The sequence below is a fragment of the Streptomyces sp. NRRL B-1140 genome, from assembly GCF_001280065.1.
Lineage (GTDB): Bacteria > Actinomycetota > Actinomycetes > Streptomycetales > Streptomycetaceae > Streptomyces.
The window spans coordinates 33,278-54,328 of the sequence record NZ_LGEA01000099.1; the positions used below are offsets into that span (position 1 = coordinate 33,278).

The following is a 21,051-nucleotide window of genomic DNA, read 5'->3' on the forward strand; positions in this document are numbered from 1 at the left end:
GACGACATCGCTGTCGTCGCCGTCCGCCGTCCGCTGTGGGCGCCCTGGGACTCCAGAGTGCTCCGCGTAGGTGGCTGGAAGCCGTGTTACGGCTGCGTCTGCTCCCGGTGAGCAGGCGACCGCGCCAGCGATGCGGCGCAGACGGGTATCTGCTCTCGACGCCTTGCTCTCGCTCAGCTCGTTGCTTCCTGCACCGACGCCCTCTGCTGCTGCGACGCGGCAGCCGCGCGACGGAGTTGATCAGCGTCGGCTTGCCCACAATGGTGTTATCAAGGGTGTATGGAGGCATTCTCCGGACGCCCTCTGAGCCCGGAACGTCATCCGCCCGTCGGACGCTCGCGCGAAGGTCGCGCTTCTCGAATGAATCTGCGCAGTGCGGCCGGTCAGGTGTTTCTCCTCCAGGTCGTCATCGTGGTCCTGCTGGTGGTGGCCGCGGTGGTGGGCATGGTGCTCCAGACGGCGAATGACGCTCTGCAGCAGGGGCGACGGGAGTCGGTCATCGTGGCCCAGTCGTTCGCGAGTGCCCCTGGCGTGGCCGCGGCACTGCAGAGCCGGGACCCCTCAGCGGTGCTCCAGCCGCGGGCCGAGGCGGCGCGCAAGCGCACAGGCATGGATTTCGTCGTCGTCATGAGCACCAAGGGGATTCGCTACACCTACCCCTATCCGGGGGAGATCGGGAAGAAGTTCGTCGGCACCATCGCACCGGCGCTGAAGGGCCGTACCGTCGTCGAGCAGGCCGGTGGGCCGCCTCTGCCCGCGGGCCGGGGGACGGGCGTGCAGGCGGTGGTCCCGGTGACCGACTCGCGCGGCAAGGTGGTCGGCCTGGTCTCCGCCGGAATCACGGTCAAGAACGTGGCGGGGCGGTGGCTGCCGCAGCTGCCGATCATCTTGGCCAGCGGCGCGGTCGCGCTGGCGCTGGCCCTGACGGGAACGACGCTGGTGTCCCGGCGGCTGCGGCGGCAGACCTTCGGCCTGGCTCCGGTGGAGCTGGCACAGATGTACGAGCACCACGACGCGGTCCTGCACGCGGTGCGGGAAGGGGTGCTGATCACCGACTCCGACGGACGGCTGCTGTTGGCGAACGACGAGGCGACGCGGCTTCTCGGACTGCCGGCTGACGTGCGGGGGCGCTCGGTGCGGGAGCTGGGACTGCCGGAGCCGGTCATGAGCCTGCTGTCGTCGCCGGAGGAGGTCACCGACGAGGTGCTTCGCGCGGGGGACCGACTGCTGGCGGTGAACAAACGGCCGACGTACCCGCAGGGCGACCGGGGAGGCAGCGTGGTGACCCTCCGGGACACCACGGAGCTGGCGGAGATCTCGGGTCGGGCCGAGGTCGTGCGGGAGCGGCTGAGGCTGCTGTACGAGGCCGGGGTGCGGATCGGGACGACGCTGGATGTGAGGCGTACGGCCCAGGAGCTGGCCGACGTGGCGGCGCCGCAGTTCGCCGACCTCGTTACGGTGGATCTGCTCGACGCGGTGCTGCGGGGGTGGGAGCCGACGGCGGAGGGCTGGCGGCATCTGCGCCGGGCGGCGATCGGCGGCGAACAGCGGATGATGCCGGTGTATCCGCTGGACGAAGTGATCGCGTTCTCGCCCCGCACCCCGCAGATGCGGACGCTGCAGGAGGGGCGGGGAATGCTGGAGACGGACCTGCGCCGGGCAGACGGCTGGCGGGAACAGGACCCGGAGCGCGCCTGGAAGGCCCTGGAGGGCGGGCTGCGGTCGCTGGTGGCCGTGCCGCTGCGGGCGCGGAACGTACCGCTGGGCGTGGCGAACTTCTACCGGACGGCGGATTCCCCTGCGTTCGAGCCGGAGGATGTCACCTTCGCGGAGGAACTGGCCGTACGGGCGGCGGTAGCCATCGACAACGCCCGGAGGTTCACCCGGGAGCACGCGATGGCGGTGGCGCTGCAGCGCAGTCTGCTGCCGCGTGGACAGCCGGAGCAGGACGCGCTGGAGGTGGCCTGGCGGTATCTGCCCTCGGAGGCGGGGGTGGGCGGGGACTGGTTCGACGTCATCCCGCTTCCGGGCGCGCGCGTGGCCCTGGTGATGGGTGACGTCGTCGGTCACGGGCTGCACGCGGCGGCGACGATGGGTCGGCTGCGTACCGCTGTGCACAACTTCTCCACCCTGGACCTGCCCGTGGACGAGGTGCTCGGGAACCTGGACGACCTGGTTGTGCGCATGGACAACGAGGAGAACAGCGGTGATGCCGTGGATGGCCACGAAGGGGAGGCGGTGACCGGAGCGACCTGTCTGTACGCGGTCTACGACCCGGTGGCGGGGACCTGCACGATGGCCCGTGCGGGACACCCGGAACCGGTGGTGGTGCGCCCGGACGGGACGGTCACCTCCCTTGGGGTGCCGGTCTCGGCGCCCCTCGGTCTGGGCGGCTACCCCTTCGAGAGCACCGAGGTGTCCCTGCCGGAGGGTTCACAACTCGTGCTGTACACCGACGGCCTGGTGGAGAACCGCGCCCACGACTTCGACGTCGGGATGGAGAGGCTGCGCCGGGCTTTGGGCGGGTCCGGGAAACGCACTCCGGAGGAGATGTGTCAGGCGGTGATCGACGCGCTGAAGCCGTCACACCCCTCGGACGACATCGCGCTGCTGACGGCACGTACCCGGATGTTCCCGCCCTCGCGCGTGGCCGAGTGGGACGTGCCGCCCGATCCGGCGTTGGTTCCCTCGGTGCGGGCGCGCTGCAGGGAGACGTTGCGGGAGTGGGGGCTGGAGGAGATCGGATTCGCCACGGAGCTGATCGTCAGCGAGTTGGTCACGAACGCGATCCGGTACGGCTCGCCGCCGGTCGGCGTGCGGTTGTTGCACGGACGCTGTCTGATCTGTGAGGTCTCGGACGCCAGCGGTACCTCGCCGCGCCTGCGGCGGGCGGCGACCACCGACGAAGGCGGGCGGGGGCTCTTTCTGGTGGCGCAGTTCGCGCAGCGATGGGGAACGCGGTACACGACCCGCGGCAAGGTCATCTGGACGGAGCAGCTTCTTCACGACGGCGAATCCACCGCCTCGGGCCTCGCACCGGTCGACTTCCTTCTCGACCAGTTCGATGATCCCGGTTTGTAAGCCGCAGTTGACCCCGAGCGCCATGGACAGCGGCGTGTCCGGCGTACTGCCTGCATTTCCGTGCGCACCAGTCTGCTGTGATCAGTCGGCGCACCGGCGCCTGGACGGCGGGGATGCGGGGGTGTCGTCCTGGTTCCCACCCGGGACGCACGACCCCCTCGTCCTCTCCAGGTTGGTACGGCGCACCGTAGTTCTCCACCGTGCACCGCCTGCTCTGTCCGCAGCCAGGCCGTTGGGTTCAGCAATGCATGGGGTGGTGTCCCAGGGCGAACTGCTCCACGACGGCGGCGCAGAAGGCAGGCAGGTCGGCCGGGCCGCGGCTGGTGACCAGCTGTCCATGGGCCGTGGCAGATCGATGCGACCGGTTTCCCGCTGGCCATGAAGTCCCTGACGAACTGCACCGCGTCGCGGTCCATGCGCAGTTGGTCGGGATTCATGGTGCCGCCGGGCAGGAGCAGGGCGTGGTAGTCGTCGACGAAGGTGTTGGCGACCAGGCGGTCCGCAGGGAAGGTTCCTGCCGCGTTGAGGTCGAACTGGCGGGCCTGGATCTCCCCGGGATGGAGCGAGATGATTTCGGTCTTCGCCCCTGCGCCCTGTAGCGCACCGCGCGGTTGGTCGAGTTCCACGCGCTCGACGCCGTCGGTGGCCAGAATGGCCACCCGCATCCCCGCAGTTCCTGTGTCATGGTGTGGCTCCGTTCACGAGTCGCTGGTTGTACGCCACGAGTGGTTGGCACACCCGGCAAGGCCCGTCCGGATTTCTTTCCCGGACCGGGGAGTGCAAGGCGCGGCCGAGAGTGCCCCGAGCGTGTATGTGCGTGCGCTGCAAGTGCGTGCGATCAGCCGGAGCCGCCGCCCGGGTCGAGGACGATTTCGGTCCAGCCGTCGTCGCCGGCGTCGAGGTGCCGGTATCCGTTGCGTGGGAGAAATCAGGCGTGATCTTCTCCCGTCTCCACCCACCGGGAACCCGGACGGCGTCGTTCGCTCCCGCCAGCGCCGCCATCGGCTGTTACCGGTCGAGATTCGCAGAGCCCGCCTGCTGAGCGCCTCCACACCCCCGGCCGAAAAGGAACACCTCCTCCTACCCTGGCGGAGCAGCATGAAGCGGGACTGTGTCAGGGCGCCCCGAGGAGCGGCATCACCCCGCTCCCCCGACAAGCCGGCAACACACCAGAGCGCCCTGGTGGAAGCGAGGCGGGCCGGCACCTTGTCCGGCGAGGTCATGCTCGTCCTTTGGGTGCCCGTGGGAGCCGCGCCGGCCGTGCCCCACGAGAACGGCGCCCTGACGCACATCCGGCGGACCGGCGGCGGTGTCCCCTTTGCGGCGACGGAGGCCGTCTGCACTTGTGCTCGCAGGTCCACGAAGCCCGGCGCTTTTCCGCCCGCGGGAGCAGGCATGGGGTGGCCCCCATCCCGAGCATGGAAGTGGCGTCTGATGAGGCGCATGCACCATGACGCGGAGCGCCGAAGTAGCAGAGGTCGGGCGGCGACTCCGCGCATGGGACGCGAACCCCCAGAAGGCCCGGGTGCATCAGCTTGCCGCGACATGGGACCAATCAGTACGTGTGAGCGGGTCCGGGCGTGGAAACCCGAGGGGCCCCGACTGCAGGGAGGCGTCATGGACGCCCAAGTCACTGCCCAGGGAAGCCCCATCGCCACGGTCAACCCGTACACCGGTGAACGGGTTCGTGAGTTCCCGGCGCTGAGCGCGGAGGACGTAGGGCGCGCGATCGCCGCGGCGCACTCCAGCTTTCCGGAGTGGCGTGCCCGGTCGACGGCCGACCGAGGGGCCCTCGTGCAACGCGCCGGCCGGCTCATGAGGGAGCGCAAGGAGGAACTGGCGCACCTCCTGACCCTCGAGGTCGGCAAGCTGATCGACTCGAGCCGTGCGGAGGTCGACCTCGCGTCCGACATTCTCACCTACTACGGCGAGCACGGCCCCGAGTTGCTGGAAGAACGGCCCCTGCCGGTGCCCGAGGGCATGGCCGTGCTGGTGAACGAGCCGCTCGGCGTCCTTCTCGGTGTGATGCCGTGGAACTTCCCGCTCTACCAGGTCGTCCGGTTCGCGGGTCCGAACCTCGTCCTCGGCAACACGATCCTGCTCAAGCACGCGAGTAGCTGCCCCCAGTCCGCACTGGCACTCGAGCAGCTGTTCACGGATGCGGGGGTGCCGACCGGGGTCTACACCAATCTTTTCGTGCGGGGCAGAGACGTCGGAAAGATCATCGATGACTCGCGAGTTCAGGGAGCGTCACTGACCGGAAGCGAGCGGGCGGGCGTGAGCTTGGGCGAGATCGCCGGCCGCAATGTCAAGAAGTCCGTCCTCGAGCTGGGTGGCAGTGATCCCTTCGTCGTGCTGGACGATCACAACCTCGAGCGCACCGTGTACGCCGCGTTCCTCGGCCGGATGGGCAACACCGGGCAGTGCTGCGTGGCGGCCAAGCGTTTCATCGTCCATGCCGACGTCTACGAAGCCTTCGTCACCGGGCTGCGTGACCGGATGAGCGAAGTGCAACCGGGAGATCCGGTCGACCCCGCCACCACGCTCGGCCCGCTGTCCTCCGAGGCCGCGGCCGACCTCCTGATGGAGCAGGTTCGTGACGCGGTGGACAAGGGAGCCACGGTGGTGCTGGGCGGCGGGCGGCCCGACCTGCCGGGCGCCTTCGTCGAGCCGACCCTTCTCACCGATGTCACACCGGAGATGCGGGCCTACCGGGAAGAGCTCTTCGGGCCCGTCGCCACGGTCTACCGGGTCGCCGACGAGGACGAGGCCGTGGCACTGGCCAACACCTCCCCCTACGGCCTGGGAGGCGCGGTCTTCGCCGCCGACCCGCAACGTGCTCGCGGAGTCGCGGACCGGCTGGAGGCGGGCATGGTGTGGATCAACCACCCGACCGCGTCCCGACCGGAGCTGCCCTTCGGCGGCATCAAGCGCTCCGGCTACGGGCGCGAACTCGGCGACGTGGGCATCATGGAATTCGCGAACCGCAAGCTCGTGCGCTACGTGGACACCGACGCCCCGATCGCAGAAGTACTGGGCTGACTGCGTTCGATCACCCAGTGGCGGCGGCCCGATCGCTCGCTGGCCTCGATGGACTCCGTGCGGCCCGTGATGCCACCGCTGGTGCCGCGCGGGGTCGACACGCTGCCCCACGCCTGGAGTCGATGAGGAGCTCGCTCAGGCCGGGCAGCTCGGCGGCGATGCCGACCGGGCGGCGAGGCGGCACGCCCGCTGAGGGGGTGGTCCGGCGTGGGCCGGGGACCGGCTCCGGCCCGGCGGGGCGGGCGCGACCGGCAGCGAGCGGCCCGGCCGTCAGCTGTCCAGCTCCTCCTCGACCGGCGGTTTCGGCACCTCGCGCAGATGCTGGGACTGTCCCGGCCTGCCGCCCGCCCGGGCCTGCTCGGCTCGCTGTGCCGGGCTCAGCCCGAGGTCGGAGTCGGGGTCCACGCGGACCGAACGGGCCACCTCCTCGCGGTTGGCGTACTGCTCGGCCGGGATGCCGCGCAGCGCCTTGACGACCTCCGGCGCGGCGCCCGAACGGCTCGCCGCTTCGATCAGCTCGTCCTTGCCGGCGGGGAAGTCGACATCCTTGATGGCCTTCACCACGTCCCGGGCGCTCGTACTGTGAGTCATGGCCCGTTCTCCCTCATCGGACTCCGGAATCCTGGTCCACCCAGGTAACCGGCAGGGGTCGCTCACTCACCTCCTTCGCCCGCGGGATTTTCCCCCCGGTTTGCCGGTCTGGGCCGGACCCTGCCCGGCAGGGTTCGGCAGTCGGCCGTGGGGTGCCGCCGGCGCTGCCCCGTGGAAGGCTGCCCCTCCGGCGGGAGTAGCGGTGGTTCGTCCAGTGGCGCTAGGCGTCGTCGCCCCGTTCGCCCTCGGCCTGGGACGGCTCGCTCCGGGGGACGTCCGGGTGCCGTTCCATTGCGGTACGCTCGCCCGTCTCCTCCCGCTCGCCCTCGGCCTGCGAGGGTGTGCGCGAGTACCAGGCGTCGTAATCAGGGGCTCCGGATTTCATGACGGGCCTCCTTCGCCGCTCGCGTCCATCCTCCCAGCTTGTCCGAGGCCTCCGCGACGTGCCCCGTGTCGGCCTCGCTGCGCTGCGCCTCTTGCAGCGCCCGGGTGTGAGCCATGACCCGCACGCGGGCGAAGGCGGAGTGCGACGTCAGCCGCCGGCCACGGCGCGTACCGCCTCCTCGACCGGGGTGGACCCGCTGATCAGCTCGAGGATGCGCCCGGCGGTCCTGGGCTCGTGGAGCAGGGCGGCGAGCACCGCAGCCACGTCCTCGCGCGGCACCCGGCCGCGGCCCGTGTGCTCGGCGAGCGTGACGCGGCCGCTACCGGGGTCGTCGGTCAGCGTCCCCGGGCGCAGAATCGTCCAGTCCAGTCCCGGACGGGAGGCGATGTCGGCGTCCGCCTCGCCCTTGGCCCTCAGGTAGGCGGCGAACACCGGGTCGGTGCCGGGCGGCGGCGGACTGTCCACGCCCATCGCGGAGATCACCAGGAAGCGGCGCACCCCGGCGCGCTCGGCCGCGTCGGCGAGGAGGATGGCCGCATTCCGGTCCACCGTCTGCTTGCGGGCCGCGCCGCTGCCCGGTCCAGCGCCCGCTGCGAACAGTGCCGCGTCGGCACCGCCGAGGTGGCCGGCCACCTCGTCCAGCGAGGCGTGCTCCAGGTCGCACACCACCGGTTCCGCACCGTCCGCGCGCAGGTCGTCGGCGTGGTCCGGGTTGCGAATCAACCCTGTGATGTTGTCGCCGCGCGCCGAGAGCAGCCGGGTCAGCCGGCGCGCGATCTTTCCGTGTCCACCCGCGATCACCATGTGCATGGGGTCATTCTTGCCACAGGCGACCGCTCACGCCGGGTTGCGGGACCGCCGCGGCAGGTCGGGTCCCGCGGTTGCCGCAAAGTCGGCGTACTCGGGCACCGCGCTGGTGCGCGAGACCACCCGGCCACGGGTCGCACCACAGGTGCTCGGGGATTCGCGATCGCGATTCTGTCGTCAGGAGCGCGCGAGCCGGGCCGCGAGATAGGGCGCGGTGGCGCTGCGGCGGGCCCTCGCCACCTTGGTCGGCGGGCCCGCCGCGACCACCCGCCCGCCCGCGTCACCGCCGCCCGGCCCGAGGTCGATGATCCAGTCGGCGGTGGCGATCGTGGCCAGGTCGTGCTCGACGACGACGACCGTGTTGCCGGCGTCGACAAGCCGGTGCAACTGTCGCAGCAGCAGCGCGATGTCCGAGGGGTGCAGCCCCGCCGTCGGCTCGTCGAGCAGGTAGAGCGCGTGCCCGCGGCGGGCTCGCTGCAGTTCGGTGGCCAGTTTGATGCGTTGCGCCTCACCACCGCTGAGTTCCGTCGCGGGCTGGCCCAGCCGCAGGTATCCCAGGCCCACCTCGCGCAACGTCTCCAGACTGCGGGAGGCGGCCGGGACGTCGGACAGAACCTTGGCGGCGGCGTCGACGGACAGCGCCAGCACTTCCGCGATGTTCTTGCCGCGGTAGGTGACTTCCAGCGTTTCGGCGTTGTACCGGGCGCCCTGGCAGGTCGGGCACGGCGCGTAGGTGCCCGGCAGGAACAGCAGTTCCACCGCGACGAATCCTTCGCCCTGGCAGGTCTCGCACCGCCCTTCGGGCACGTTGAAGGAGAACCGCCCGGCCGAGTAGCCGCGGGCCCTGGCTTCGTCCGTCGCCGCGTACAGCTTGCGCACCGCGTCGAACATCCCGGTGTACGTGGCCAGGTTGGACCGGGGAGTCCGGCCGATGGGCCGCTGGTCGACCAGGACCAGCCGGTCGAACGACTCGACCCCCGACGCGTCCTGGACGTCGACCTCCAGCTGCGCCTCGTCGGGCTCCTCGGGTACGAGTCCGAGGTGGCCGCGGACGACCTCGGCGAGTACCTGTGTCACCAGCGTCGACTTGCCGGAATCGGACACGCCCGTCACCGCCGTCAGTACGCAGAGCGGTACGTCGACGGACACGTCGTGCAGATTGTGGCGGGAGACGCCGCGCAGGTGCAGCCAGCCGTGCGGTGTGCGCGGGCGGTGATCGACCGGTCGGGCGCGCCCGAACAGGTACTGGCTCGTGGCTGACTCCCCCACCTGCTCAAGACCGGCGACCGGGCCGCTGTACAGCACGCGCCCGCCGCCCTCGCCCGCACCGGGGCCGATGTCGACCACCCAGTCCGCCCGCCGTACGACGTCCATGTCGTGCTCCACGACGAACAGCGAGTTGCCCGCCGCCTTGAGACGGTCCAGCACGTCCAGCAGCGGCTCCGCGTCAGCCGGGTGCAGGCCCGCGGAGGGTTCGTCGAGGACGTAGACGACGCCGAACAGCCCCGAGCGCAGCTGGGTGGCGATCCGCAGGCGCTGCGCCTCGCCGGGCGACAGGGTCGTCGAGCGGCGCCCGAGGCTGAGATATCCCAGGCCCAGGTCGAGCAGTACCTCGATCCGTGCGACCAGATCGCCGCAGATCCGGACGGCGACCTCGGTCGTCTCCCCGGATCGGGCGGTCGACGTGGTGGCGTCGGCCTCGGACCGCCCCGCGACGGGCCGTAGAAGCGCCACGATCTCGGTGAGCGGCATCGCGTTGATCTCGGCGATGGAACGTCCGGCGAAGGTCACGGCGAGCGCCTCGGGCCGCAGTCCGCTGCCCCCACACTCGGGGCAGGGCACGCTCCTGACGAACCGGAGCGCCCGTTCGCGCATCTTCTCGCTCTTGGAGTCGGCGAGGACGTGCATGACGTGCTTGCGGGCACTCCAGAACTTGCCCTGGTAGCCGTAGTCGACGCGGTCCTCCTCCGGCTCGATGTATACGGAGGGCTGCTCGTCCGTGTACAGCAGCCAGTCCCGGTCCTTCTTCCTGAGCCTGCGCCACGGTCGGTCGATGTCGATCCCCAGGCCGTTCACGACACTGCGCAGGTTGGCCCCCTGCCAGGCGCCCGGCCAGGCGGCGATTGCCCCCTCGCGGATGCTCAGCGAAGGGTCCGGGACGAGCAGTTCCTCGGCGACGTCGTGGACGACGCCCAGTCCGTGGCACTCCGGGCAGGCGCCGGCCGCGGTGTTGGGTGAGAACGACTCGGCTTCCAGCCGTGCGGCCCCGGACGGATAGGTGCCGGCGCGGGAGTACAGCATGCGCAGCAGATTGGACAGCGTGGTGATGGTGCCGACCGTCGAGCGCGAGCTGGGCGACCCGCGTCGCTGCTGCAGGGCCACGGCGGGTGGCAGTCCGGTGATTTCCTGCACGTGCGGTGCGCCGACCTGTTGCAACAGCCTTCGGGCGTACGGTGCCACGGACTCGAAGTAGCGCCGCTGGGCCTCCGCGTAGAGCGTGCCGAACGCGAGCGAGGACTTGCCCGAACCGGAGATGCCGGTGAAGGCGACCATGGCGTCCCGCGGAACGTCGACATCGATGTTCCGCAGGTTGTTCTCACTGGCGCCCCGGACATGCACGAAGGGGTCGGTCGCGTCCTTGTTCACCGTTCCTGATTACCTGATCGCGCCGGGAACCGCGCGACAGGCGCCGTCACCGGGCCCCGCACGCCGACATGCGCAGGGCACTGCTGGAGAGCAGGCGCGCGGCGATGCTCATGGAGAGCCACGTCCTGCGGCCCGACGGCCGTTTCGTCCCCGAGGCCGAGCGGTTCGCCGAGGCCCTGGAGGCGAACACCGCAAAGGCAGCAGTCGCCATGCGCGAGCACACAGCGCCTCACGCTTCCTGCCGAGAGCATCCCGCAACCGGATCGTGTACGAGTGCGGGCAACGAGACGGTCTCGAACAACCGCATTCCTTGGAGAACGACCCCATCCCACGGGCAAGCTGTCGAGCCACGCCTCAAGCCTTCCGAGTAGGGCGATGGGCAGCGCAGGAGGCCCCTGCTGTGGGTGCAGGTCAGCAAGCCGCCCTGCCTGCTTTCTGCAGGTCAAGGGCGGTCTTCGGAGCGTACAACGATTCGCATGTGCGGTCAGCTGTCCCCAGGTGTTTCAGGACTCACACTGACCGTTGCCGGTCCTCACTACAACCCCCCGCCCTTCCCGAAGGTCTGGGTCGGCGGTGGGAAGACACCGTCTTCCCACCGCCGACCCAGACAGAAGGAAGGCATGAACCGAGCCACTCGTGCGTCCGCCCTCGCCGCGACCACCGTCCTCGCGACGACCGGAACCCTGCTCACGTGCACGTCCGCCGCCGGTGCCGCCACGGCGACCGTGACCTGTAAGGCGCCCGTCTTCAAACGGCAGTTCTACGCGAACACGACCTTCTCCGGTACGCCGAAGAAGACCGACTGCGATTCGAAGATTGATCAGAACTGGGGCACCGGCGCCCCCGCCGCCGGGCTGCCCGGCGACCACTTCGGCGTGCGCTGGACGGTCACCCGGGACTTCGGCTCCGGCGGCCCGTTCTCGATCCCCGTCGCGACCCGCGACGGCCTGCGCGTCTACCTCGACGGCACGCGCAAGGTCGACATCTGGAAGAACGTCTCGACGACCCAGACGAAGACCGTCAACATCACCGTCCCATCCGGGACGCACACCCTCCGCTTCGACTTCGTCAACTGGACGGGCGCCGCGAACGTCAAGGCGGACTACCTGCCCCGCACGTCCGCCACCGTCGACACGGTCAAGCCCCTCGTGCCCACCGGTACCTCCCTCACGTACGACTCCTCGTACCAGGCCGACTTCAGCTGGACGGCCAACAGGGAGATGGACCTCGCGGGCTACCGCGTGTACCGCCGGCTCCAGGGCACCTCGTACGGCACCAAGCCGCTGGCCACGACGACCTCCACCTCGTACACGGACACCACGCTGCCGAAGAACGGCGCGGTCTACTACTACGAGGTCCGCGCCTTCGACAAGGCGGGCAACGAGTCCGCGGGCACGGCGGACAAGTCCGTCACCACCGTCGACGAGAGCGCTCCCGCGGCGCCGAAGGGGGTCGAGGATGCCTGGAAGCCCGACTACTCCGAGAAGGTCGGCCTTTCCTGGTACGGGAACACCGAGGCGGACCTCGCCGGGTACAACGTGTACCGCTCCACCACCGGCAGCCCGGTCGCGCTCACCGCGGCGAACCGGCTGAACGGCGACAAGCCGCTCACCTCCTCCTGGTACCAGGGGCCGCTGCCGCTGACCGGGCACACGTACTACTACGTCGTCACGGCGGTCGACACGCACGGCAACGAGTCGGCGGCTTCCGGCACGGCGGAGTTCTACACGCGGGACAAGACGGGCCCCGTGGACACCGCGCACAACGCAACGGCGGTCGAGGACGAGCGCGGGGTCACGCTGACATGGGACAAGTCCGAGACCACCAGCGAGGACTTCGTCGGGTACACGGTCCTGCGCCATGACAAGCCGCGCACGGAGCCCGGGCGCACGAGCGTGGAGGTCGCCAAGGGCGTCCGGGGCACGTCCTTCACGGACGCGGCCCCGCCGCCGGGCGCCACGTACCACTACTCGGTCGTGGCTGTGGACGACGCCGGGAACGGGGGCACCCCCTCCGTCGAGATGCCGGTCGCGGTCGCCGGAAACAGCACGCCGCCGCCCCCGGTGACGGGCACGACCGCCACCGCCCAGGAGGACGGCGTCTCGCTGAGCTGGGACGCCAGTGACGATCCCGGTCTCGACCACTACCGCGTCCTGCGGGGCACCCTCGTCGACGGCGAGTGGGTCTACAAGCCGCTCGTCGACACCTGGACCCTCAAGCCCAAGGAGTTCACGCAGACCCACCACCTCGACCGTATGGCCGCCGACGGTGAGCAGTTCCGCTACAGCGTCATCGCCGTCGACCAGTACGGCAACCAGCTCACCGTCGAGACCGGGGCCCCCGTCCAGGACGTCACCGAGCTCGACCTGCGCCCTGACGCCGACGCGGGCCCCGCCGTGGGCGACACCCCGATCGGCCACCTCTACGGCGACGTGAACGGCTGGGTCGCCTGGTGGCTGGGCAGCGACACGGGCGCCAACGGCAGCAAGGTGACCGGCTTCACCGTCTACCGCTGGAACCGGTCGACCCACGTCTTCGACAAGGTTGACGTCCAGACGCGCGGTGACAGCACCAGTTGGTCGTACGTGGACACCGCCCGGCCCAAGGGAACGACCTCGTACTACCGCGTGACGGCCACCCTCGCGGACGGCACGGAGACGGCCGCCCGCGAGATGGCGTTCGCCTCGGAGAACTAGCTCCCGCCAGGGGAAGCAGTGGAGGCGCCCGGCCGGAGTTCCCGGCCGGGCGCCTCCTTGTTTTGTGCCGCTGTATGCGTCACTCGTCAAGGACGTCGTTCATGCCCGGCGCAACGAGGCACCCCCCGGCGGGACACCGGGGGGCCTTACCGCACCTGGTCGGACTCCATGGCCGCGGCGACCTTCTCGCAGAGTTCCGCGAACAGGGCGCTCTCGCCCTTGGTGAGGACCGAGGCGGCGACCTGTGCGACGTCGTGGTGGCCCCGGGCGATCCGGGCGAGGAAGAGGTGCCCCTCGGGGGTGAGGGAGGTGCTCAGCTCGCGCCGGTCCTCGTCGGCGGCCACCTGCGTCACCAGGTTCAGGTCCTTCAGCACGCGCAGGGCCTTCGACGTGGTCTGCCGGGAGACCTCCAGCACGTCGCTCAGTTCGGAGGGCCGCATGGAGCCGCGCGCCCGCAGGAGTTCGAGGACGTCGTACTGGTGCCAGTTGACGCCCTCGGGGTTGACGCGGGACCGGCGTGCGACCAGGAGGCACTGAAGGTGGGTCAGGGCTGCCTGCAGAACGGTCGGTTCCGGATGGCGGGTGGGGGTCGAGCCGTCTCGTGGAGTCATGAGCGCTTCCGGTACGGGGGTAACCGGTGGGGGAGTTACCAAGATATCAAGGGCTCGCCCCCTGGCCGCCATGGTCCGCCGGAAATGATTTCCCTGAGGACACCATCTGGGGGGCGTGAGGGCCCGAAGCAGGGGTACGGGAGTGCGAGGACCGGCACGGACACGTACCGGCCGATCGCACCGAACGGGCACAGAGGACAGAACGGACCGGCACGGAAGCTGGGCGACACACGCCACCCCATGCCGTCCGCCGGCACGCGCGCACGACGCACGAAATACCCGCTCAACTCGCTTCACGGCACAGGCGTTTGACATCGATGCGAAATCGTGATTAGCATCGATTTCCAAAAGGAAACCATATGTTCACCTTTGCACGCTGACCCTGCACCAGCCCGCCTCATATCCTCCCGGGAATGCGCGGTGCGCGTTCCCCAGGAATCGCGGGAGCCCTTCCTCCGGACACCCACCAGAGGAGATCAGCAATCATGGAGAACAACGTCCCGTCCTTATCAGCGGAACCGGCGCAATCGACGGAATGGAAAGGACCGGCACAGCCGAGAAAGTCGACGGAAGAATCAGGAACCGCGTTACGGGCGGGAGGTCCACCGACCGCGGACCCCCCTCTCGTCCTCACCACCCTCTTCGAACGGACGGTCCGCGACCACGGCGGGGCCGTCGCCCTGGCGGACGGCGCGGAGCGCATCACTTACGACCGCCTGAACCGGCGGGCCAACCGCATGGCCCGGCACCTCCAGGACCGCGGCATCAGGAGAGGCGACCGCGTCGGAGTGCACATGCGCCGGTCGCCCGACCTCTACGCGGTCCTCCTCGCCGTCCTCAAGGCCGGCGGCTGCGTGGTCCCGCTCGACCCCGCGTATCCCACGGAGTACCTGGCCCGCATCCTGCGGGAGGCCCGCCCGTCGCCGGTGATCTGCGACGACCCGGACGATCTGCCCCCCGAAGCCCGCGACGTCGCACTCGCCCGGGACGACCTGGTCCGAGGCGCCGAGGACCTCCCCGAGGACGACCGGGACCCCGGCACCGGCCCGGAGGACACCGCCTTCCTCATGTACACCTCCGGCTCCACCGGCCGGCCCAAGGGCGTACGGATCGCGCACCGCGGACTGGCGCGGCTCGGCCCGCACAGCGGCCCCCTCGACATCACCCCCCAGGACGGGCTGACCCAGTCGGCCGCGTTCTCGTTCGCCGCCTCGACCATCGAGATCTGGCTCGCCTTCCTGCACGGCGCCACCCTGCTGCCGATGCCCCCCGGACTCCCCTCGCTGCCGGTCCTGCGCGAGGCCGTCGAGGAACGCGGCGCGACCGTGCTCAGCCTCCCCTGCGGCCTGTTCAACGCCCTGGTCGACCAGGAACCGGAGTGCCTGCGCTCGGTGCGGATCGTGCTGCTCAGCGGCGACTTCCCCTCTCCCGACCACCTGCGCCGGGCCCTGGCGCACACCGACGCGGTCGTCTACAACGGCTACGGCTGCACCGAGAACTCCTCCATCACCGCCCTGCACCCGCTGACCTCGCCCGAGGACGTCGACGGCGCGGGCGTCGTCCCGATCGGCCGCCCGCTGCCGACGGTCACGCTGGAGGTGTACGACTCGTCGCTGCGCCCCTGCGACACCGACGAGGTGGGCGAACTCTGCGTGGGCGGCACGGGCGTGGCCCTCGGGTACGCCGACCAGCCGGAGTTGACCGCCCAGAAGTTCTGCCAGGACCCGGACGGCGACGGGCTGCTCTACCGCACCGGCGACCTCGCCCGACGGAACAAGAACGGCGACATCGTGCTGGTCGGGCGGTCCGACAGCATGGTGAAGATCCGCGGGTTCCGGGTGGAGACCAGCGCCGTCACGCTGGCGATGCGCGCCCTCGACGGGATCGCGGACGCCGCCGTGAAGGCGTTCGAGGACGACGACACCCGCGAGAAGCACCTCGTGGCCTTCTACACCACCCGCGACGGCCGCCCCGCCGACCCCGCGGACCTGGTCCGGCGGCTCTCCGCGGCCGTGCCCTCGCACATGGTCCCGTCCGCGTTCCGGCACCTGGAGAAAATGCCGACGAACGTCAACGGGAAGATCGACCGCACCGCCCTCACCGTGGAATCCCGGAACGACGAGAAAAGCCGGAACAACCGGAACGAGAAATCCAAGAAAGGCGAGAAGACCATGCAGAACCCCCTCGAGGCTGTCGTCCTCCAGTCCTGGATCGAGATCTCCGGAATGGACGACTTCTCGACCACCGACTCCTTCCTGGGACACGGCGGGAACTCCCTCCACTTCGTGCAGCTGGCCTCCCGCCTCCAGAAGATATTCGGGATCGAGATCACCACCGAGTCGGTCTTCCGGCACGGCACGGTCGAGCAGCTGGCGCGCTTCATCGAGGAGTCCCGCGCCCAGGCCACCACCGCTTCGTCGCACGGCTGACGAAGTGCCCGACAGCGACCGGCACGCGCGCCGCGCCGGTCGCCCGATGTCCGCGGAGGGTGGCGAACCCGTGAACAACCCTTTGACCTCGGCAATTCTGGACCTGGCACGGAGAACGCTCCGGTCCCCCGGCCTCGGACCGGACGAGGCCTTCTCCGACCACTGTCACGACCCCGCGCTGCTGGACGAACTGGGCGCCGTGCTGCGGGCCGTATTCGCCGTCGACCCGCCGGCCGGGCAACGATTGGGCGCTCAGAGCGCGGCGGCCATGGCCGAGCGGCTCGCTCGGGGCCGGTCCGGCTCCGCCGGGCAGGAGGTGACGGCCGGGTCCGCGCCGCGCACCGGCGGTACGACGGAGGCCTCGTTCGGCCAGAGCGGCATCTGGCTCATCGACCAGTACCTGCCGACCCCGCAGGCGTACAACGGGCCGTTCCTGGCGCGGCTGCCGTATCGGCTCGACGGGGAACGGCTGCGCCGGGCCGTCGCCGGGGTGCTGCGGCGGCAGGAAGTGCTGCGCACCACCTACGCATTGCGCGACGCCCGGCTCCTCCAGGTCGTCTCCGACGACGACACGGCCTTCCACTACGGCGTCGAGCACTACGGCGACGACAAGGAACTCGACGCGCTCGCCCAGCGCGTGGCGAACACCCGCTTCGACCTGGAGCACGGGCCCGTGGTCTCGGTGACCTGCGCGCTCGGTCGGGGCGAGGAGAGCGCGATCGTCTGCAACATCCACCACATCGCCTCCGACGCCGCCTCGGCCGGGATCTTCCTGCGCGAACTCCTCGACGCCTACGACCGCACCGGGCGGGGCCTGCCGGTGGAGGCCGTGCCGGGACGCCCGCAGTACGCCGACTTCGCGCACTGGCACCGCACGCACCTCACGCCCGAGCGGACCACACGGCTGCTCGACGAGTGGGCCGAACGGCTCGCCGGAGACCTGCCGGTGCTCGCCCTGCCCTCCGACCGGCCGCGGCCCGCCGCGCAGGAACACCGTGGCGGCACCGTCCCGTTGCGCGTCCCGGCCGAGGTGAGCGAGAAGCTGGAGCGGCTCGCGGAGCGCGAGGGCGTCACGCTGTTCATGGCGCTGCTCGCGGTGTACGGCACGTTCCTCGCCAAGCTGTCCGGGCAGGAACGGGTCCTCGTCGGCTCGCCCGTCTCCCTGCGGGACGACCCGCAGACCAAGGACCTCGTCGGCTACTTCGTGAACATGGTCGTGCTGCGCCAGGACATCACGGGCGCGATGACCGTGCGCGAGGTGCTGGGGCGGGCGCGGGAGGAAGTGGCCGACGCCCTGCGGCTGAAGTGGGCCCCCTTCGACAAGGTCGTCGAGCGGCTGCGGCCCGACCGCACCGGAGGGCACACGCCGGTCGTCCAGACGATGCTCGTCCTGACCGATCCCGGCTCCGCCCAGGTCACCCACGGTGGCCAGCCGCTGACGATCCGGCGGGACATGGCGCACGGCGCGAAGTACGACCTGTCGGTGGTGTTCGCCCGCGAGCCGGACGGGCTGCACGGCACCCTGGAGTACGACGCGCACCTCTTCGACGAGGCGACGGCGCGGAGCATGGGCGAACGGCTGGGCCGGCTGCTGGCTCGGTTCGCCGGGGCCGCCCCGGACACCCCGGTCCGCGACCTCGGCCTGCTCACCGCCGACGAGGAGCGGGAGGTGCTGGCGCACGACGACCGTGTGGACCGCTCGGCGCCCCCGTTGCCGGTGGCCGAGCTGTTCGAGCGGCAAGCGGCGGCCACCCCGGACGCCGTGGCCGTGACCGACGGCGGCCGCGAGTGGACGTACCGGGAACTCGACGAGCGCGCCGGACGGCTCGCTCGGGTCCTGCGCGAGGAGGGGGCGGCGGCCGGGCGCCGGGTGGCCATCGCCCTTCCCCGCTCGTTCGACATGGTCGCCGGGCTGCTCGCCGTGGTGAAGTCCGGGGCGTCCTACGTCCCGCTGGACCCCTCGCACCCGCCGGAGCGGGTGGCGTACGTCCTGGACGACGCCGAGGCCCTCCTCGTCCTCACCGACAGCACCACGGGAGCACAACTCCCGCCCGGGACACCACTGCTGGAGATCGACCGGCAGGCGCACCGGATCGCCGCGGCCGCCCCCGGACCGCTCGGCCCGACCCGGACGCCCGACGACGAGATCTACGTCATCCACACCTCCGGCTCGACCGGCGCCCCCAAGGGCGTCGTCATCCGGGACCGCACGATCGGCAATCTCGTCGCCGCCCAGCACCGGGTCTCCCCGTGCGGGGCGACGGGCACCACCCTCCAGTACATGACGCTCTCCTTCGACGTCTCCGTGATGGAGATCCTGGGGACGCTCTGCGTCGGCGGGACACTCGCCCTCATTCCCGGCGAACTCCAGAAGGACCTCCACCGGCTGGCCGCGTTCGTCGCCGAGCACGACGTCACCCGCCTGTACCTGCCGTACATCGCGCTCCAGCGGTTCGCGGCGCTCGCCGTCGCGGAGGACCTGCGCTGCGACGCGCTGCGCGAGGTGACCTCGGTGGGCGAGGCGCTGGTCGTCTCCCCGCAGATCCGGGAGTTCTTCGCCCGGCACCCCCGGGCCCGGCTGCTCAACATGTACGGCCCGTCCGAGACCCACCTCGCCACCTGGCACGAGCTGTCCGGCGACCCTGCCGACTGGCCGGAGGCGCCGCCGATCGGGCGGGCGGTCGACGGGATGCGGCTGCGCGTCCTCGGCCCGGACCGCGAACTCCTCCCGCCGGGCGTCACCGGCGAGCTGTACATCGGCGGCCCGTATCTGTCGCCGGGCTACCGGGGCCGCCCCGAGGAGACGGCACGCCGCTTCCTCCCCGATCCCTACGGCGGCGAGGGTGAGCTGCTCTACCGCACCGGGGACCTCGTCCGGTGGAACGCGCGCGGCGACCTGGAGTACCTGGGCCGCGCCGACGACCAGATCAAGATCCGCGGCTACCGCGTGGAGCCCAGCGAGGTCGAGGCCGCTCTCGACGCCCTCGACGGAGTGCGGGACTCGGCGGTGGTCGCCGTGGACTTCGGGCCCGGCGACCGGCGCCTGGTGGCCGCCGTCACGGGCGACGGCGCCGGCGACACCGTACGGCTGCGGGCCGCGCTGGCCCAGCGGCTGCCGGAGTACCTGGTGCCCGCGCACCTCGTCCGGCTGGACCGGCTTCCGACCACGCCGAGCGGGAAGATCGACCGGGGCGGGCTGGCCGGGCGGCTCGCCGGACAGGTGCGCGACCGGGGCGCGGACGAGGGCCAGGGGGCGGCGGAGCCGCCGCGGACCGCGACCGAACGCGCCGTCGCCGAGGCGTGGGCGGACGTCCTCGGCGGCGGTGTCCCCGGGCGCGAGGGCGACTTCTTCACGCTCGGCGGCAACAGCATCATCGCCACCGAACTCGTCTACCGGCTGCGGACCTTGTTCGACGTCGACATCCCGCTGCGGACCCTGTTCGACAACCCCACGGTCGCCGGGATGGCCGCGCGGATCGACGAGGGGCGGGCGGGCGGCACCACCGCGTTCACGGAGCCGGCGGCCGACCTGCGTGCCGACGTGACCCTGCCGGACACCGTCCGGCCCGGCGACCGCACACCGGTCCCGCCGGACGCCGCGACCCGGTTCCTGCTGACCGGCGCGACCGGCTTCCTCGGCTGCTGGCTGCTGCGGGAGCTGGCGGCCGTCCCCGGACACACCGTCACCTGCCTGGTGCGCGCCGACGACGCGGACGCCGCCCTGGCCCGGCTGCACGCCACGGCCGGCCGGTACGGCATCGCCGGTGACATCGCCTGGGACCGGGTGCGTGCCGTCGCCGGCGACCTCACCCGGACCCGGATGGGCCTGTCCGACGCGGACCACGCCGAGCTGGCCGAGTCCGTCGAGGCGGTCCACCACGCGGCGGCGCACATCAACTTCGTGCTGCCGTACGCCTCGGTGAAGCCGGCCAACGTCGACGGGCTGCGCTCGGTGCTGGAGTTCGCCGCCACGGGACGGCTCAAGCACGTGCACCACATGTCGACCGTCGCGGTGTTCGCCCCCGGCCGCGAGGGCGGGCCGATCACCGAGGAGGCGGTGCCCGACACGTGCGAGGGGCTGGGCATCGGCTACACGCAGAGCAAGTGGGTCGCCGAGGGCGTCGCCCGGCTGGCCCGCGAGCGTGGGATGCCGGTGACCGTCTACCGCATGGGCCGGATCTCCGGCGACAGCGTCACCGGCGCCTGCCAGAGCGACGACTTCCTGTGGCGCCAGATCAAGAGCTTCATCGAGCTCGGTTCCGCCCCGCCCGCCGAGGAGCTGACCACCGACCTGCTGCCGGTGGACTTCGTCGCCCGGGCCGTTCTCGCCCTCTCCCGCGAGCCGTCCGCCGACGGCGCCACGTACCACCTGTTCCACCCGCGCGGCTCCGACTTCACGCCCGTGCACGCCGCCGTCCGCGACTGCGGCCACCCGCTGGACACGGTGCCCGCAGAGGAGTGGCTGACCCGCCTGGAGGAGTCGGCCCGCCGCCCCGGGGGCAACGCCCTCGCCGCGGCCGTGCCGCTTTTCCGGGAGGGCGCGCTGGAGCTCGGCGAGAACACCTACGGCAACGAGCGGACCACCCGGCTCCTCGACCGGCTCGGGCTGCGCTGGCCCGACATCGACCGCCGCTCCCTGGCCCGCATGATCCGCTGGTTCGAGGCGGCCGGTGAGCTTCAGGGCCGGTCCCCCGCGCGGCAGAGCGCGTAGAGCGGGCCGCCCAGCGGCTCCCCCCACCCAGACATCCGCAGGCGGCCACCCC

The 21,051-nt window shown here is 71.1% G+C and carries 10 protein-coding genes and 1 pseudogene; 5 read left to right on the forward strand and 6 right to left on the reverse strand.

Going from position 1 to position 21,051, the window contains the following annotated elements; genetic code table 11:
* Positions 1–360: 360 nt before the first annotated feature.
* On the forward strand, positions 361–3,081 hold the full coding sequence (locus ADK65_RS19085) for a SpoIIE family protein phosphatase/ATP-binding protein (RefSeq protein WP_078956047.1): 2,721 nt from the start codon (positions 361–363) through the stop codon (positions 3,079–3,081).
* Between the two features lie 238 nt (positions 3,082–3,319).
* Here ADK65_RS19085 and ADK65_RS37245 read toward each other — a convergent pair.
* Positions 3,320–3,766, reverse strand: a pseudogene (locus ADK65_RS37245) (DJ-1/PfpI family protein).
* 932 nt (positions 3,767–4,698) lie between these two features.
* Between ADK65_RS37245 and ADK65_RS19090 the strand changes: the two are divergent.
* Positions 4,699–6,123 carry an NAD-dependent succinate-semialdehyde dehydrogenase gene (locus tag ADK65_RS19090; protein ID WP_053671514.1) on the forward strand — a complete coding sequence of 475 codons (1,425 nt, stop codon included), beginning with the start codon at positions 4,699–4,701 and terminating at the stop codon, positions 6,121–6,123.
* 270 nt (positions 6,124–6,393) lie between these two features.
* Here the strand turns inward: ADK65_RS19090 and ADK65_RS19095 are convergent, their stop codons facing one another.
* The 4 genes from ADK65_RS19095 to uvrA form a co-directional block, all read right to left on the reverse strand.
* Positions 6,394–6,714: a DUF2795 domain-containing protein gene (locus ADK65_RS19095; protein WP_053671515.1), complete on the reverse strand. Its 321-nt coding sequence runs from the start codon at positions 6,712–6,714 to the stop codon at positions 6,394–6,396.
* Between the two features lie 220 nt (positions 6,715–6,934).
* Complete coding sequence (locus tag ADK65_RS38885; RefSeq protein ID WP_199825664.1) at positions 6,935–7,099, reverse strand: hypothetical protein; 165 nt, start codon at positions 7,097–7,099, stop codon at positions 6,935–6,937.
* Between the two features lie 147 nt (positions 7,100–7,246).
* Positions 7,247–7,909: an SDR family oxidoreductase gene (locus tag ADK65_RS19100; RefSeq protein ID WP_053671516.1), complete on the reverse strand. Its 663-nt coding sequence runs from the start codon at positions 7,907–7,909 to the stop codon at positions 7,247–7,249.
* 174 nt (positions 7,910–8,083) lie between these two features.
* Positions 8,084–10,552: an excinuclease ABC subunit UvrA gene (gene uvrA / locus ADK65_RS19105; protein WP_053671517.1), complete on the reverse strand. Its 2,469-nt coding sequence runs from the start codon at positions 10,550–10,552 to the stop codon at positions 8,084–8,086.
* Between the two features lie 620 nt (positions 10,553–11,172).
* Between uvrA and ADK65_RS19110 the strand changes: the two genes are divergently transcribed.
* Positions 11,173–13,248, forward strand: coding sequence for a fibronectin type III domain-containing protein (locus ADK65_RS19110; RefSeq protein WP_053671518.1), 2,076 nt, complete (start codon positions 11,173–11,175; stop codon positions 13,246–13,248).
* A gap of 146 nt (positions 13,249–13,394) precedes the next feature.
* On the opposite strand, the gene ADK65_RS19115 is transcribed toward ADK65_RS19110, so the two are convergent.
* Positions 13,395–13,859, reverse strand: a complete 465-nt coding sequence (locus ADK65_RS19115) for a MarR family winged helix-turn-helix transcriptional regulator (protein ID WP_053671519.1) — start codon at positions 13,857–13,859, stop codon at positions 13,395–13,397.
* Between the two features lie 485 nt (positions 13,860–14,344).
* Here ADK65_RS19115 and ADK65_RS19125 point away from each other — a divergent pair, with 485 nt between their 5' ends.
* Positions 14,345–16,288 carry a non-ribosomal peptide synthetase gene (locus ADK65_RS19125; RefSeq protein WP_159038801.1) on the forward strand — a complete coding sequence of 648 codons (1,944 nt, stop codon included), beginning with the start codon at positions 14,345–14,347 and terminating at the stop codon, positions 16,286–16,288.
* Positions 16,289–16,358: 70 nt separating this feature from the next.
* Positions 16,359–20,999, forward strand: coding sequence for a non-ribosomal peptide synthetase (locus ADK65_RS19130; protein WP_159038802.1), 4,641 nt, complete (start codon positions 16,359–16,361; stop codon positions 20,997–20,999).
* The last annotated feature ends 52 nt before the right edge of the window (positions 21,000–21,051 follow it).

Bases quoted from the DNA above. Each gene is read 5' to 3' on its own strand.
- ADK65_RS38885 (WP_199825664.1), bottom strand. From the start codon at position 7,099: ATGAAATCCGGAGCCCCTGATTACGACGCCTGGTACTCGCGCACACCC.
- ADK65_RS19115 (WP_053671519.1), bottom strand. From the start codon at position 13,859: ATGACTCCACGAGACGGCTCGACCCCCACCCGCCATCCGGAACCGACC.
- ADK65_RS19090 (WP_053671514.1), top strand. From the start codon at position 4,699: ATGGACGCCCAAGTCACTGCCCAGGGAAGCCCCATCGCCACGGTCAAC.
- ADK65_RS19125 (WP_159038801.1), top strand. From the start codon at position 14,345: ATGGAGAACAACGTCCCGTCCTTATCAGCGGAACCGGCGCAATCGACG.
- ADK65_RS19085 (WP_078956047.1), top strand. From the start codon at position 361: ATGAATCTGCGCAGTGCGGCCGGTCAGGTGTTTCTCCTCCAGGTCGTC.
- ADK65_RS19100 (WP_053671516.1), bottom strand. From the start codon at position 7,909: ATGCACATGGTGATCGCGGGTGGACACGGAAAGATCGCGCGCCGGCTG.
- ADK65_RS19110 (WP_053671518.1), top strand. From the start codon at position 11,173: ATGAACCGAGCCACTCGTGCGTCCGCCCTCGCCGCGACCACCGTCCTC.
- ADK65_RS19095 (WP_053671515.1), bottom strand. From the start codon at position 6,714: ATGACTCACAGTACGAGCGCCCGGGACGTGGTGAAGGCCATCAAGGAT.